We start from the raw sequence: 14,492 nt of genomic DNA, 5'->3' as shown, positions 1-14,492 counted from the left end.
CCCGCCGGGCGCGGCGCGGCGTCGGCGCGGCGTCGGGGCGGTTCAGCCGCCGTAGACGTGGGGCGCCAGGGTGCCGACGAACGGCAGGTTGCGGTACTTCTCGGCGTAGTCCAGACCGTAGCCCACGACGAACTCGTTCGGGATGTCGAAGCCGACCCACTTCACATCGATGGCGACCTTGGCCGCCTCCGGCTTGCGCAGCAGGGTGCAGACATTCAGCGAGGCGGGCTCGCGCGAGCCGAGGTTCGACAGCAGCCAGGACAGCGTCAGACCGGAGTCGATGATGTCCTCGACGATCAGGACGTGACGGCCCTTGATGTCGGTGTCCAGGTCCTTGAGGATCCGCACCACGCCCGAGGACTGGGTGCCCGCGCCGTAGGACGACACGGCCATCCAGTCCATGGTGACGGGAGTGGACAAGGCGCGCGCCAGGTCCGCCATCACCATCACCGCGCCCTTGAGGACACCGATGATGAGCAGGTCCTTGCCCGCGTATTCCGCGTCGACCTCGGCAGCCAGCTCAGCCAGCTTCGCGTTGATCTCTTCCTCGGTGATGAGAACCGACTTCAGGTCGGTGCCCATGTCCTTGTCGTCCACCCGCGCCACTCTCGTTAGGCAATCCGGCAATTCGGCGGGCGGCTCAGCCCTGCCGGATGACCAGTCTGCCACCCTCCCGCCGGGCCTCGACCCGCCCGGGGAGGTTGATGGCCCGCTGACCGCGCCAGCCGGTGATCAGCCGGTCCACCTCTTCGATGTGGCGGGCGAAGAGCGAGCCGGCCGGGGCGCCCGCGGCGATGGCGGCGCGGCGCAGCACCCGGCGGCGGACGGCGGTGGGCAGCCGGTGCAGCCCCACGGTGTCCAGCTCGACCGTGCCGCCGCCCTCGGCGGGCACCTCGGCGGCGGTCACCACATCGGCCTCGGCGCGGGCGGCCCAGGCGTCCAGGGCGTCGGCGTCGTCACGGGAGAGCTGGGCGGTGCGGGCGAGCGCCTCGACGACCCCCTTGCCGAGGGCCTTCTCCAGCACCGGCAGTGCCTCGTGACGGACCCGGGAGCGGGTGTAGGTGGGGTCCACGTTGTGCGGGTCGTCCCAGACGGGCAGCGACTGGGCCAGACAGGCCTTGCGGACGGTGTGCCGGTCGAGCTGGAGGAAGGGGCGGCGGTAGCGGCCGCCCGCCCCGGAGACGAGGGCCATTCCGGACAGCGAGCGGATGCCGGAGCCGCGGGCGAGACCGAGCAGAACCGTCTCGGCCTGATCGTCGCGGGTGTGGCCGAGCAGGACGGCGGCGGCGCCGTGGCGCTCCGCGGCGGCGTCGAGGGCGGCGTAGCGGGCGTCGCGGGCGGCGGCCTCGGGACCTCCGCCCCGGCCGACATCGACCGGGATGGACTCGACCGGCGCGAGGCCGAGCTCGCGCAGGCGCTCGGCGACCTCGGCGGCGCGGACGTCGGACCCCGACTGAAGGCCGTGGTCGACGGTGATGCCGCCGGCCCGCAGACCCATCCGGGGGGCCTCGAAGGCCAGTGCGGAGGCGAGCGCCATGGAGTCGGCGCCGCCGGAGCAGGCGGCGAGCACCAGCGGCCCGTCGCCGGGCGTCGGCCGGGTGCGCGGGGCGGCGGCCGGGCGGGAGGAGGGCGGGGTCGGAGCCGAGGAGGCGACGAGGACGTCGTGGAGGACGCGGCGCACCGCCAGGCGTATCGCGGCGACCGCTGGATGGGGACCCATGTCCGTTTCCCATCTGTCATGCGAGGGGGTGCCTCGGGGGGCGTACGAGATGTCGTCACGCAGAGTATGTCGATGGTGACAGAAGCGAGCTGTTCCCCGAGCATCGCACGCCTACCCGTGGCTCACGGTCCCTCGGACGAGTGATTAAGGAGGGCATTCCGCCGCCGCCGAGTGTGCCGGTTCTACGACTCCGCCCTACGGTGCACCCGCGCGACCCACTCCGCCGGTTTGTTGATCTCCGACTTGGTCGGGAGCGTGTTCGGGGACGTCCAGACCCGGTTGAAACCGTCCATGCCGACCTGGTCCACCACGGCCCGTACGAACCGCTCACCGTCACGGTACTGCCGCAGCTTGGCGTCGAGCCCCAGCAGTTTGCGCAGTGCCTGGTCCAGCCGTCCGGCGCCGCTGGCACGCCGCTTCTGGAACTTCTCGCGGATCTCCGCGACGGAGGGCACCACCTCCGGGCCCACGCCGTCCATCACGTAGTCCGCGTGGCCCTCCAGCAGCGACATCACCGCGGTCAGCCGGGCCAGGATCTCCCGCTGGGTCGGGGTCTGGACCAGCTCGATGAGGCCGGCCGCGCCGCGGTCCCTGTCGGCCTCCCGCTCGGTCCGGCCGCCGCCGACGGACTGGACGGCCTCGCGCAGCCGCTCCAGCAGAGTGGCCGGATCCACATCGGTCTCGCCCAGGAACGCCTGGATCTCGGACTCGATGTGGTCGCGCAGCCACGGCACCGCGGTGAACTGGGTGCGGTGGGTCTCCTCGTGGAGCGCCACCCACAGCCGGAAGTCGTGCGGGTGGACGTCCAGCTCGCGCTCCACATGGACGATGTTGGGGGCCACCAGCAGCAGCCGGCCGCCGCCCGCGGTCCCGGGCAGCTCACGGCCGGCGGGCGCGAAGGTCTCGTACTGGCCGAGCACCCGGGAGGCGAGGAAGGACAGCAGCATCCCCAGCTCCACGCCGGTCACCTTGCCGCCGACCGCGCCCAGGACGGCCCCGCCGGGCAGTCCGCCGCGCCGGTCCTGCATCTTGCCGAGGAGTGGCTTGAGGATCTGGCGGAAGCCCGCGACGTTGGCCCTGATCCAGCCCGTGCGGTCCACCACCAGCACCGGGGTGTCGAAAGCCGGACCGCCGTGCACGGCCATCCGGGTGAACGCCCGGACGTGCTCCTCCGACGACTTGGCGTGCCGCCGCAGCTCGGCGACGACGGCGCGCGCCTCGTCCCGGCTCACCTCGGGTCCCGGTCGGACCAGCCGGGTCGCGGTCGCGACCGCGAGATTCCAGTCGACCATCTCCACACCACCGATGCTCGTCATGGCTTCACGGTACGTGGCCCGCGTCGCATCCGGGAGGAGACGGCGGCCCGCACACCCGGTCGCCGGGGACCACTGTCGCCCCGGTCAGCGGCAGCCGCAGTTGGCCAGGGCCGATGCCATCCGGTCCAGGGCGCGCTGGGCGCCGTTCGCGTCGGTGGTGCCGTTGGTGATGAAGGTGAAGACCAGCAGCCGTCCGTCGGCGTCGACCACCGTGCCCGCGAGCGAGTTGATACCGGTGAGGGTGCCGGTCTTGGCGCGGACCACACCGCGCCCCACCGAGTCCTCGGCGTAGCGGGTGCGCAGGGTGCCGTTGAAACCGGCCACCGGCAGTCCGGTGAGGACCGACCGCAGTGCGGAGTCGTCGCGGTCGGCGGAGCGCACCAGCGTCTGGGCGAGCAGGGCGGCGGAGACGCGGTCGGCGCGGTCCAGCCCGCTGCCGTCGGCGATGTGGATGCCGCCCATCGGCAGCTTCAGCTTCCGCAGCCGGGCGGTCACCGCCGTGGCGCCGCCCTCGAAGCTGGCGGGCTGTCCGGCGGCGATGGCGGTCTGCCGGGCCAGGGCCTCGCCGAGGTCGTTGTCGCTGTTGGTCAGCATCCGCTCGACGAGCGCGGACAGCGGCTGGGAGCGGACGGCGGCCACCGCCTGGGGGGTCTTCCCGGCCTCCTGGGCGCGCGGTTCGCCCGTCACCGCGATACCGCGGTCGCGCAGCATCGACGCGAAGGAGCCGGCCGCGTCGGAGGCCGGGTCCCCGGCGCGCGGGGCCGGGCCGTGGTCGCTGTTGTCCTGCCGCCCCTCGTCGACCATGAGCGAGGTCACCGGCGCGATGTTCTCGTTGACGCCGATGGGGTGCAGCTTGGGGCCCGAGTAGAGGGAGGTGTCGTAGCCGAGCCGGACCGTCCGGGTGCCGCGCTTCTTCAGCGCGCGGGCGGTGTCGTCGGCCAGCTTCCGCAGTGAGGCGGGCTGGTCCGGGCCCTTCACGGCGCGCGCGGTGAGCGTCGGGTCGCCGCCGCCGACGAGCACGATGCCGTCCTTCCCGGCCTCGACGACGGTGGTCTTGATGCGGTAGTCGGGACCGAGGGCGGAGAGCGCGGCGGCGCCGGTGGCCACCTTGATGATGGAGGCGGGCACCGCGGCGCTGTCGGCCTTCGCCCCGAACACCTGGCGCCCGCTCGCCACATCCATGACGGCCACCGAGCGCCGGTCGCCCAGGGCCGGGTCGTCCAACAGCGGTTCGAGGGTGTCGGCGAGCCCGGCGCCGGTGGGCGGCGGCACCGCGTCCTCGCCGGTGTCCGGCGACGGCTCGGCGGTGGGCGCGCCGAGTGCGGCCAGCACCGGGGAGGCGCTGGGCGCGGGCTTGTCCCCGCCCGGACGGTCGCCACCGGTCGCCGGTCCCCCGGCGGCGCGGGCGCGTTCGGCCGTACGCTGGCCGGCCTCCCAGGGCCCGGCCACCAGCACCGAGCCGATCGCGACCGCGAGGCCCACCGTCGCGGAGACCGCCGTCAGCCGCGCGGTGTGCCGCTGTTCGCGCGTGGTCTGCCGCCACTGGTTCCGCACTTGGCTCCGCCCGCGGCTCAGCCACTCCCTGACCTGCCACGATCTGGCTTCAGGCACGATCGACCAGCCCCTTTCGCCACCACACACCTGCGTGGGGGACACTTAATCACCAGACGTATGTGTTGATCATGGAGGAGCCACCCGTGGAGTTCGACGTCACCATCGAGATCCCGAAGGGTTCGCGGAACAAGTACGAGGTGGACCACGAGACGGGGCGCATCCGTCTCGACCGTCGGCTCTTCACTTCGACCAGCTACCCCGCGGACTACGGCTTCGTCGAGAACACCCTCGGCGAGGACGGTGACCCGCTGGACGCCCTGGTCATTCTCGACGAGCCGACGTTCCCCGGCTGCCTGATCAAGTGCCGTGCCATCGGCATGTTCAGGATGACCGACGAGGCGGGCGGCGACGACAAGCTGCTGTGCGTCCCGGCCTCCGACCCGCGGGTAGAGCATCTGCGTGACATTCACCACGTGTCGGAGTTCGACCGCCTGGAGATCCAGCACTTCTTCGAGGTCTACAAGGACCTGGAGCCCGGCAAGTCGGTCGAGGGGGCCAACTGGGTGGGACGCGCCGAGGCCGAGGCCGAGGTCGAGGCGTCCGTCAAGCGCCTCGAGGCGTCCGGCGGCCACTGAGCCGAAGCACCGCGGACGGGCCGGATCGCATCCGGCCCGTCCGCTGTTTTTTGCTGAATTCCGGGGGATTTCCGGGGTGATGGAGCGGGACACCCGGGGCTAGAAGCCGCGGGTGCGCTTGGCCGCGCGGCGGCCGGACGGATCGATCGTGGCACCCGGCAGCTTGAGGAAGAGCCGTGCGGACTCGTTCCCCAGATTCACCCCGATGGCAATCGCCAGGGCCAGTGCGGCCGCTTGGGTGAGATGGGCGACCCCGCGGTCCAGATTGCCCTGTGCCAGGGCGAGCAGTCCGAAGTAGGTCGCGCTACCGGGCAGCAGCGGACCGATCGCCGCCGTGACGTACGGCAGCGCGGAGGCGAAGCGGTAGCGGGACTGGAGCTGGCCGAAGAGGCCGACCAGCCCGGCGGCCACCGTGGTGGCGGCCACCGGCGGTACGTTGGCGGTGTCGGCGAGCGCCGCGTAGACCACCCAGGCCACCCCGCCGTTGAGCGTGGCGAACAGCACGGTGTGACGTTCCTGCTGGAGCAGGATCGAGAACGTCAGGGCGAGCACCATCGCCGCCACTATCTGGATGGGCGGCCGCTCCACATGGCGCAGCGCCGCCTCCGGATTGAGCTTGGCGTCCAGCTGAAGGCCGCCGTACAGCACCGTGAGCACCCCGCACACGATGCCCACGATGAGGTAGCCGACTTCCAGGAGCCGGGCGGCGGCGGTGATGTAATAGCCGGTCAGCCCGTCCTGGACACCCGCCACCAGGGCCCGCCCCGGGATCAGCGCGAACAGTCCACCGGTGATCACCGCGGACGACTGGAGCCCGGAGCCCACGAGGCTGAGCGCGACGCCCATCGCGGCGGGCGGCATCGCCGCGGCCACGAACTGGTAGAACTCCGGCAGCCCGCGCCCGGAGGCCAGCCACGCCAGCCGGTCGCCGAGCATCGCGCCGACGGCCGCGGCGAAGAACACCAGCCATTCACCGCCGACCAGCATGCTCGCCGCTCCGGCCAGTCCGCCGCCGGCCACGGTCAGCGCCCAGCCGGGGTATGGGTGGCGGTTACGGCGTATCTCGGCCAGCCGCCGGTACGCCTCCTCCAGCGTGATGTCCTCGTGCGTGGTGATGTCGTCCACCAGCCGGAAGACCGCGGAGAGCCGGGTGTAGTCGGTGGCCCGGCGGCGCACGGTACGGCTGGCGGTGACCGGGTCGTCCACCAGCGAGGGCTGATAGCTGACCGACAGCAGGGTGAAGGTCACCGTGGGCTCGCAGCGGTCGAGTCCGTACGCATGGGCCACGCCGAACATGGCCGCCTCCACGTCCTCGGCCCCCTCACCGCCCGCGAGCAGCAGCTCGCCGATGCGGAGGGTGAGGTCGAGCACACGGGGCACGGCGGGGCCGCTGTCGCCCTCCTGCCGCTCGACGCGCTCGGGGACCGGGCGCTCGCTGAGCGGCATCCGCAGCATGGTGCGCATACGGTCCTGCCAGGGCGCGTCCTTGGTCAGCCGGACGACGGGTATCCCGCCGGGCGGGGTGAAGGCGGGGAAGCCACCCGTGGTCGAGTTGCCGTTCTGCGAGGTCTTCACCCCGCCCGGCGGGGCGAACGCCGAGCCCTCCGGCTCGGCGGCGGGTTCGGCGGCGAACCCCTCCGGGACGGCGAACTCCGACGTCGGATGCTCGTCCTCGGGGGCTGGCGGCAGTGGCAGTCCCAGGGGCGGGGTGAAGGCACTGTGCGCCTCATCGGACTGCGGTTTGCCGTTCCCCGCCGTGTCCGTCTCCACGGCCCCGCCGCGTTGTCCCTGCTGTCGGTCCGACCCCACGTCTCCTCGCTCCTCGCCGGCCTCCTCGTGCATGTCCGGGCAGCCGAACGCTCAGGCGACGGCGGCACCGCAGCCCATTGTGCGGGGCGGTGAGATCGAACGGGAGTGGGGGAGGTGGTGTGGCCGATGTGCAGCGGTGTGACGCGGGGTGAACGGGATGTGACCGGCGCGGACGGTGGCTCCGAGGCCCGCGGGTCAGCGCTTGGCGTGGCGTCCGCGCGGCGCCTGCGAGGGAGCTCCGGCGCCCGGCTGCCCCCCGGCCGCGCCCTGCTCGGCGGATCCGGCGGCCGCGCTCTTCTTGGCCTTGCCGCGGGCCCGCAGGAACTCGATGACGATCGGGATCACCGACAGCAGCACGATGCCGATCAGGATCAGCTCGATATGCGCGTGGACGAAGTCGACCTTGCCGAGCGCCGCGCCGAGCAGGGTGACACCGGTGCCCCACAACACCCCGCCGATGATGTTGAAGATGATGAAGGAGCGGTAGTTCATCCGGCTCACGCCCGCGATGATCGGCGTGAACGTCCGCACGATGGGCACGAAGCGGGCCAGCACCAGCGACTTGGGCCCATACTTCTCGAAGAACTCGTGCGCCTTCTCCACGTTCTCCTGTTTGAAGAGCTTGGAGTCGGGGCGGCGGAACAGCGCCGGGCCCACCTTCCGGCCGAAGAGATATCCGGCCTGGTCACCCAGGATCGCGGCGGCCGCGATGGCGACGCACACCAGCCACAGATCCTGCTTGATCACATCGGTGGTGACCAGCAGTCCGGTGGTGAACAGCAGCGAGTCGCCCGGCAGGAAGAAGCCGATGAGCAGGCCGGACTCCGCGAAGACGATGGCGAGGACGCCGAGCAGACCGAAGGTCTCGATCAGATAGTCCGGGTCCAGCCACTGGGGGCCGAGCGCGAGAGTGGTCACGGGTGACAGGCTCCTGGGTCGAGGGAAGCAGGCTCGTGCGAGGCCCGGCCGCAGGTCGGGGCGGACTGGTTGCGGTGTTCTTCGCAGTGTGCCGCCAAAGCTATCAACGCCGGGTGCGTGCCCTCGGTTCCCACCGGCCCGGGTGGGGTGCCCGGAGGGCCCGGAGGGGGATCTCCGGACCCTTCGGGCGGCTCAGGCGCCGCCGTGTCCCGCGCGGCGCGCGTTGGCCAGGATCGCGTCGCGGAGATAGGCGGCCAGCCCCGTCCGCACCGCGTCGTAGGTGGCGGTGAAGCGCTCGTCCGCCACAAACATCTCGCCCAGACAGGTGTGGATTTCGTAGGTGCAGTCGTAGGACCAGCGGACGATCTGCTGCCGGTGCTCCTCGGCGAGGTCCATCGCGGCCTCGGACTCCGGCGGGGTCCCGGCCTCCAGGAGGGCGGCGAAGTCCTGGTTGAGCCGCTCGCCCTCCTCCTTGATCCGCAAGAGGTCGTCCTTGCTGTAGGTCGCGTACCGGCGCATCGACTCCTTATACGCCTCGGTGTGGCCCCAGCGCTGCTCGGCCTCCTCCGCGTACTGCTCGGGGTCGTTGTCGCCGAAGACCTCGAACCGCTCCTCCGGGGTGAGTTTGACACCCATCTTCCGTGCCTCCATGGCGTGTTCGACGGCCGCGGCCATCTGCCGCAGCTTCTCGATCCGGTCGGTCAGCAGCTTGTGCTGACGCCGCAGATGGGCCTGCGCGTCCACGTCCGGATCGTCGAGCAGGACCGCCACCTCCTCCAGCGGAAAGCCGAGCTCCCGGTAGAACAGGATCCGCTGGAGCCGGTCGAGGTCGGCGTCGTCGTACCGCCGGTGGCCGGCCGGGGTGCGGGCGCCGGGGCTCAACAGCCCGATCTCGTCGTAGTGGTGCAGGGTGCGCACCGTGACGTTCGCGAAGCCCGCGACCTCTCCCACGGAATAGCTCATGGTCCGCTTCCGCTCTCCTGGTGTCGGGGTACCGGTCGTGCTCTCGGTACGGGCTCCACGGTGCGCCCTCACGTCACGTGAGGTGCAAGTCCGGATGGCGAAACCCGGATGAGCCGCCGTTTCGGTCACTGGCATCCTGCTGATTGTGCTCGGGATAACGGATCTTTCGACGTATCTGGCGGGACTGGCGCTGATCATCCTTCTGCCAGGCCCGAATTCGCTCTATGTGGTGTCCGTCGCGGCCCGTCGCGGCCCCCGTGTCGCCTATCGGGCGGCGGCGGGTGTGGTGTGCGGGGACACGGTGCTGATGGCGCTGTCGGCGGGCGGGGTGGCCTCGCTGCTGCATACCAGCCCGCTGGTGTTCAACGTGGTGAAGTTCGCGGGCGCGGGTTATCTGACCTGGCTCGCGGTGGGCATGCTGCGCGGGGCGCGGGCGCTGTGGCGGCGCGGTCCGGGGGCCGTTCGGGCCGCGGACGACGGCGCGCAGGGCGCGGCGGGTACGGCGGACGCGGCGGCCGAGGGGAAGCCCGCGGAGCGGCCGTACCGCCGGGCGCTGGTCATCAGCCTGCTGAACCCGAAGGCGATCCTCTTCTTCATCTCCTTCTTCGTGCAGTTCGTGGACCCCGAGTACGCCCATCCGGCACTGTCGTTCGTGGCGCTGGGCGCGTGGGCGCAGCTGTTCAGCATCACCTATCTGTCGGTGCTGATCTTCAGCGGCACCTATCTCGCGGCCACCTTCCGGCGGCGCAGGCGGCTGACCGCCGGTCTGTCGGCGGGCGCGGGCGCGGCGTTCCTGGGCTTCGCCGCGAAACTGTCGCTGAGCAGCGCGGGGTAGCGGCCGGGGCGGCGGCGCCGCTCCCGGACGGCACCGGGGAGCGGCGCGGGACCGAGCCTTACGCCCGATATGCCCGTACTTTCGGGAAGATGGCACTTCATCGAGGCTCCAGCGTCAGACACCGCGGAGAAGAGCGGCCCGCCTTCTCCGTCAACCCCTTCTACGGCGCGGCCGACCCGGTCAGCGGCATGGCCGCCGAACCACCGCGCCGCCGCCTCCCGGACGGGCCGATGGCGCCCTCCGCCGCGTACCAGTTCGTCCATGACGAGCTGATGCTGGACGGCAACGCCCGGCTGAATCTCGCCACCTTCGTCACCACGTGGATGGAGCCGCAGGCGGGCACGCTGATGGCCGATTGCCGGGACAAGAACATGATCGACAAGGATGAGTACCCGCGCACCGCCGAACTGGAACGGCGCTGTGTGGCGATGCTCGCCCGGCTGTGGCACGCCCCCGACCCGGACGCGGTCATGGGCTGCTCCACCACCGGGTCCAGCGAGGCGTGCATGCTCGCCGGCATGGCCCTCAAACGGCGCTGGGCGAAGCGGAATCCGGTGCGCTATCCGGCCACCGCCAAGCCCAATCTGGTCATGGGCAGCAATGTCCAGGTGTGCTGGGACAAGTTCTGCAACTTCTGGGAGGTCGAGGCCCGGCAGGTGCCCATGGAGGGCGACCGGTTCCATCTCGACCCCCAGGCCGCCGCCGATCTCTGCGACGAGAACACCATCGGCGTCGTCACCGTGCTCGGCTCGACCTTCGACGGGTCCTACGAACCGGTGGCCGAGGTGTGCGGGGCGCTGGACGACCTCCAGGAGCGCACCGGGCTGGACGTACCGGTCCATGTGGACGGCGCCTCCGGCGCGATGGTGGCGCCGTTCCTCGACACCGACCTGGTCTGGGACTTCCGGCTGCCGCGCGTTTCCTCCATCAACACCTCCGGCCACAAGTACGGCCTGGTCTACCCCGGGGTGGGCTGGGCGCTGTGGCGCACCACCGAGGACCTGCCGGAGGACCTGGTCTTCCGGGTCAACTACCTCGGCGGGGACATGCCCACCTTCGCGCTCAACTTCTCCCGGCCCGGGGCCCAGGTGGCCGCCCAGTACTACACCTTCCTGCGGCTGGGGCGGGACGGCTTCCGGGCCGTCCAGCAGAACTCCCGCGATGTCGCCTGCTCACTGGCCGAGCGGATCGAGGCGCTCGGTGACTTCACCCTGCTGACCCGCGGCGACCAGCTGCCGGTCTTCGCCTTCACCACGGCGGAGGGGGTGGACACCTTCGATGTGTTCGACGTCTCGCGGCGGCTGCGGGAGTGCGGCTGGCTGGTGCCCGCGTACACCTTCCCGCCGAACCGCGAGGACCTGTCGGTGCTGCGGGTGGTGTGCCGCAACGGCTTCTCGATGGATCTGTCCGACCTGTTCATGGACGATCTGCGGAGTGTGATGCCGGAGCTGCGGACGCAGGCGAAGCCGCTGGGACGGTCGGCGTCCGACGCCACCGCCTTCCACCACTAGGGCTTCTCAGCCCGGCTGGGACGCGGTGTTGAGCAGCAGCTCCGCTCTGCGGCGTACGGCCTCCAGAGCCCCGGGTCTGCGGCCGGGTACCCGGCCGCGCAGATCGATCAGCCGCGGGGCGAGGGCACTGGCCCTCCCCGGGTCCTGGACGAACTGCCACTGGTGGTGCGCCCGGTCCACGGCCCCCTCCACCTCGGGATGCCCGGCCGGTTCCCCGTTGCCCAGCCGGGCGCCGGCCACCGCAAGCCACAGCTCACAGGCGCGGGCGGGGTCGTCGGCCAGCCGGGCGAGATCGGCGCGGACCTCCAGCCAGTGGATCGCGTCGGCGGAGCGGGGACCGGCCGCGCGCAGCGCCTCCTGCTCCCAGGCCGCCGCCATGGAGGCGGCCTCGCTGTGCCGCCCGGAGTGCGCGGCCTCGAAGATGGCGGCGTGCGGATCCGGCACCGGGACGGACCCGGGGGCGGGCGGCGGCCCCTGCCGTACGGCGTCCTGGGGTACGGCGGCGCGTACGACGGCGTCCGGCACCGTGTTCACCGGCCGCTGAGACGTTTCCCCTGACCCGTCCAGCAGCAGTGCGGGCCCACCGCCGAGCCCCGCCTCCGCGACGGCCCGCTCATGCAGCAGGGCGTACGGCAGCGGGCCGGGGGCACCACCCGCCGCGGCACCGCGCAGCACCTCGGCCAGCGCACGGCTGTAGACCGGCGCCGCGAGCTGCCGCTTGGGCGGGGCCGGGGCGACCGCGCCATACAACGTCAGCCCGGACGCGAGCCAACCGGTGTCGCCCGAGGCCCCGGAGAGCCCCGGCCACGCCGTCTCGTCGGCCACCAGATCGGCCAGCACCGTGGTGCTGCCGGGCGGCCGCTGGGCGAGCTCGGCGGCCAGCCAGTGCCACGGCAGCGCCGTGTACCGGGCCGTCCGCGCAGTGGTGCGTGCCAACGCCAGGTGCGGTAAACGCTGTTTGGCGTCCACGGTGAGCCGGCCCGCGAGATAGATCAGCACCGGGCCCGGATGGGCGGCCGCGGTCCGCAGATGGGTCAGCACGGTCTGCGGGTCGGCGGGGTCGACGAGTTGGACCACGCTGGCGCCGCCGGGCGTGCCCAGCAGTGCCGCCGGAGGCACCGCCGCGAGCTGTGGCAGCGCGGCCGCCGCATCCATCATGCGGTGCTTTCCGGACGGTCCGGCCGCGATCAGCAGGGCGTATCCCGGCCCCCCGGCCGTGGCCGCCCCCATGCCCACGCTGTCGTTCCCCATACCTGCACCGTATCCGCAACCACCCAGCACCGGTGACGATGTGACCGAGGTGGCATCCGGGCCCGGTGCGCCGCCGTCAGCGGGTGAGCCTCCGGTAACGGCCGACGGCCAGCGGGAAGAAGACCGCCACCAGCAGCAGCGGCCAGCAGAGGGCGAGGAGTTGGGCGTGGTCGGCGGCCCAGGAGCCGCCCCCGGCGCCCGGATTCCCGAACAGATCGCGGGTCGCGGCGGCCGTCGCCGACATCGGGTTCCACTCCGCGACCGCCCCCACCCACGCGGGCATGTGCTCGGGCGCGGCGAACACATTGGAGAAGAAGCCGACCGGCCAGACCAAGATCTGTACGGCCTGGACGAGTTCGGGCCGTCCGGCCACCATGCCCAGGTGGATGCCGATCCACAGCATCGCGAAGCGCAGCCAGAGCAGCAGCCCGACCGCGTACAGCGCCTCCGCGATCCCACCGTGCCAGCGCCAGCCCATCGCCAGACCGACCCCGATCAGCGCGCACAGGCTCAGCGCGGACTGGAGCATGTCCAGCACGCTGCGCCCGACCAGCACCGCCGAGGGGGCCATGGGCATGGAGCGGAAGCGGTCGATGACGCCCTTGTTGAGGTCCTGGGTGACGGCGAGCATCGTCCCTTCCAGACCGAAGGCCATGGTGAGGGCGAACACCCCGGGCACCAGGAACTGCTTGTAGTCGCCGCCTCCGGGGACGGTCATCCCGCCGCCCAGGAAGTACGCGAACATCAGCAGCATCATCACCGGGAAGACCAGGTTGACGACCACCTGGACGGGCTGGCGCGCCCAGTGGGCGAAACCGCGCCGGGTCATGGTCCAGGAGTCGGCGAGGGCCCAGCGCAGGGTGCCCGAGGGCTGTGCGGTGGTGTCCGTCGCGGTGGTCATACGCCCGCCCCTTCCTTGGTGGTGTGGTCCGTGGTGTGGTCCGTGGCGTCGTCCTTGCTGTGGTCCTTGGTGTCGTCCGCCGTCTCCTCCGCCGCCCCGTCCGCGGCGCTCCTCCCGGTGAGATGGAGGAAGACCTCGTCGAGGGTGGGGCGGCGCAGCACGATGTCCTCCGCCTCGATCCCGGCTGCCGCCAGGGCCCGTACGGTCTCGGTGAGCGCGGCGACGCGGTTCTCGACACGGGCGGCGACCCGCCGTCGGTCGGCGTCGGTTTCGACCTCGTCCTCGGCCGCGCCGGCGGCCAAGCCCACGACCGAGGCGGCGGCGTCGAGTTGACCGCCGTCGCGCAGCACGACCTCGATGCGGTCCCCGCCGATCCGGGCCTTGAGCTGGTCGGCGGTGCCGTCGGCGATGACCCGGCCGTGGTCCACCACGCAGATACGGTCGGCGAGTTGGTCGGCCTCCTCCAGGTACTGGGTGGTGAGCAGCACCGTGGTGCCGCCGCCGACCAGGGAACGGACCGCGTTCCACACCTCGGTGCGGCCGCGCGGGTCGAGCCCGGTGGTCGGCTCGTCCAGGAACAGGACCTGGGGCCGCATGATGAGGCTCGCGGCCAGGTCCAGCCTGCGCCGCATCCCTCCGCTGTACTGCCCGACGGCCTTGTGGCCGGTGCCGGTGAGGCCGAACCGCTCCAGCAGCTCGTCCGCGCGGGCGCCCGCCCGCCGGGCGCCCAGGTGGTAGAGGCGGCCGAACATCTCCAGGTTCTGCCGACCGCTCAACTCCTCGTCCACGGCGGCGTACTGGCCGAGCAGTCCGATGCGGTAGCGGACCTGGTCGGGGTGGCGCCGTACGTCGTACCCGGCGACCTCCGCACGGCCGCCGTCGGGCCGCAGCAGGGTGGCCAGAATCCGAACGCAGGTGGTCTTGCCCGCGCCGTTGGGACCGAGCACGGCATGCACGGTGCCCTGGGGAACGGTGAGGTCGAGTCCGGCGAGGGCCGGTTTTCCGCCGTAGGTCTTCCGCAGTCCTTCGACCACGATCGCGGGATCGCTGCCGGTCAAGGTCTTCCCCTCTCGATTGCA

General features: G+C 71.9%; 13 protein-coding genes. 3 read left to right on the top strand and 10 right to left on the bottom strand.

Annotated features, from left to right (window positions below):
- Positions 1-42 precede the first annotated feature (42 nt).
- The 4 genes from hpt to dacB all read right to left on the bottom strand — a co-directional run bounded on the left by hpt (position 43) and on the right by dacB (position 4,647).
- Positions 43-582: a hypoxanthine phosphoribosyltransferase gene (gene hpt / locus JK363_RS00770; protein ID WP_201870856.1), complete on the bottom strand. Its 540-nt coding sequence runs from the start codon at positions 580-582 to the stop codon at positions 43-45.
- Between the two features lie 58 nt (positions 583-640).
- Positions 641-1,720 (bottom strand): tRNA lysidine(34) synthetase TilS, encoded by a 1,080-nt coding sequence (gene tilS / locus JK363_RS00765; RefSeq protein ID WP_201870523.1) that lies wholly within the window; start codon positions 1,718-1,720, stop codon positions 641-643.
- A 182-nt stretch (positions 1,721-1,902) separates the two neighbouring features.
- Complete coding sequence (locus JK363_RS00760) at positions 1,903-3,036, bottom strand: Rv3626c family coenzyme F420 biosynthesis-associated protein (RefSeq protein ID WP_201870522.1); 1,134 nt, start codon at positions 3,034-3,036, stop codon at positions 1,903-1,905.
- Positions 3,037-3,120: 84 nt separating this feature from the next.
- Entirely contained in the window at positions 3,121-4,647 is a 1,527-nt protein-coding gene (dacB, locus tag JK363_RS00755) for a D-alanyl-D-alanine carboxypeptidase/D-alanyl-D-alanine endopeptidase (protein ID WP_201870521.1), read from the bottom strand.
- Between the two features lie 86 nt (positions 4,648-4,733).
- Here dacB and JK363_RS00750 point away from each other — a divergent pair, with 86 nt between their 5' ends.
- On the top strand, positions 4,734-5,225 hold the full coding sequence (locus JK363_RS00750) for an inorganic diphosphatase (protein WP_201870848.1): 492 nt from the start codon (positions 4,734-4,736) through the stop codon (positions 5,223-5,225).
- A 99-nt stretch (positions 5,226-5,324) separates the two neighbouring features.
- Here JK363_RS00750 and JK363_RS00745 read toward each other — a convergent pair whose 3' ends face one another.
- The 3 genes from JK363_RS00745 to JK363_RS00735 all read right to left on the bottom strand — a co-directional run bounded on the left by JK363_RS00745 (position 5,325) and on the right by JK363_RS00735 (position 8,915).
- Entirely contained in the window at positions 5,325-7,034 is a 1,710-nt protein-coding gene (locus JK363_RS00745) for a threonine/serine exporter family protein (protein ID WP_307821528.1), read from the bottom strand.
- 195 nt (positions 7,035-7,229) lie between these two features.
- Positions 7,230-7,952: a DedA family protein gene (locus JK363_RS00740; RefSeq protein WP_201870519.1), complete on the bottom strand. Its 723-nt coding sequence runs from the start codon at positions 7,950-7,952 to the stop codon at positions 7,230-7,232.
- Positions 7,953-8,144: 192 nt separating this feature from the next.
- A complete protein-coding gene (locus tag JK363_RS00735; protein ID WP_201870518.1) occupies positions 8,145-8,915 on the bottom strand; it encodes a MerR family transcriptional regulator in 771 nt (256 codons plus the stop codon).
- Positions 8,916-9,060: 145 nt separating this feature from the next.
- Here JK363_RS00735 and leuE point away from each other — a divergent pair, with 145 nt between their 5' ends.
- A complete protein-coding gene (gene leuE, locus JK363_RS00730; protein WP_201870517.1) occupies positions 9,061-9,750 on the top strand; it encodes a leucine efflux protein LeuE in 690 nt (229 codons plus the stop codon).
- Between the two features lie 89 nt (positions 9,751-9,839).
- Positions 9,840-11,261, top strand: a complete 1,422-nt coding sequence (gene gad, locus JK363_RS00725; RefSeq protein WP_201870516.1) for a glutamate decarboxylase — start codon at positions 9,840-9,842, stop codon at positions 11,259-11,261.
- Between the two features lie 6 nt (positions 11,262-11,267).
- Here the strand turns inward: gad and JK363_RS00720 are convergent, their stop codons facing one another.
- From JK363_RS00720 to JK363_RS00710, 3 genes are all read right to left on the bottom strand, one after another.
- Entirely contained in the window at positions 11,268-12,512 is a 1,245-nt protein-coding gene (locus JK363_RS00720; RefSeq protein ID WP_236075465.1) for a hypothetical protein, read from the bottom strand.
- Between the two features lie 76 nt (positions 12,513-12,588).
- Positions 12,589-13,413 (bottom strand): ABC transporter permease, encoded by an 825-nt coding sequence (locus tag JK363_RS00715; RefSeq protein ID WP_201870515.1) that lies wholly within the window; start codon positions 13,411-13,413, stop codon positions 12,589-12,591.
- Positions 13,410-14,471 (bottom strand): ATP-binding cassette domain-containing protein, encoded by a 1,062-nt coding sequence (locus tag JK363_RS00710; RefSeq protein WP_201870514.1) that lies wholly within the window; start codon positions 14,469-14,471, stop codon positions 13,410-13,412. The genes JK363_RS00715 and JK363_RS00710 overlap by 4 nt, the downstream gene beginning before the upstream one ends.
- Positions 14,472-14,492: the final 21 nt, after the last annotated feature.

The sequence above is a fragment of the Streptomyces coffeae genome (assembly GCF_016741875.1).
GTDB lineage: Bacteria > Actinomycetota > Actinomycetes > Streptomycetales > Streptomycetaceae > Streptomyces > Streptomyces coffeae.
The sequence above is the reverse complement of the archived record's forward strand: the minus strand, read 5'-3'. Positions and strand labels throughout refer to the sequence as shown.

Bases quoted from the DNA above. Each gene is read 5' to 3' on its own strand.
- JK363_RS00720 (WP_236075465.1), bottom strand. From the start codon at position 12,512: ATGGGGAACGACAGCGTGGGCATGGGGGCGGCCACGGCCGGGGGGCCG.
- hpt (WP_201870856.1), bottom strand. From the start codon at position 582: ATGGGCACCGACCTGAAGTCGGTTCTCATCACCGAGGAAGAGATCAAC.
- gad (WP_201870516.1), top strand. From the start codon at position 9,840: ATGGCACTTCATCGAGGCTCCAGCGTCAGACACCGCGGAGAAGAGCGG.
- tilS (WP_201870523.1), bottom strand. From the start codon at position 1,720: ATGGGTCCCCATCCAGCGGTCGCCGCGATACGCCTGGCGGTGCGCCGC.
- JK363_RS00735 (WP_201870518.1), bottom strand. From the start codon at position 8,915: ATGAGCTATTCCGTGGGAGAGGTCGCGGGCTTCGCGAACGTCACGGTG.
- JK363_RS00715 (WP_201870515.1), bottom strand. From the start codon at position 13,413: ATGACCACCGCGACGGACACCACCGCACAGCCCTCGGGCACCCTGCGC.
- JK363_RS00760 (WP_201870522.1), bottom strand. From the start codon at position 3,036: ATGACGAGCATCGGTGGTGTGGAGATGGTCGACTGGAATCTCGCGGTC.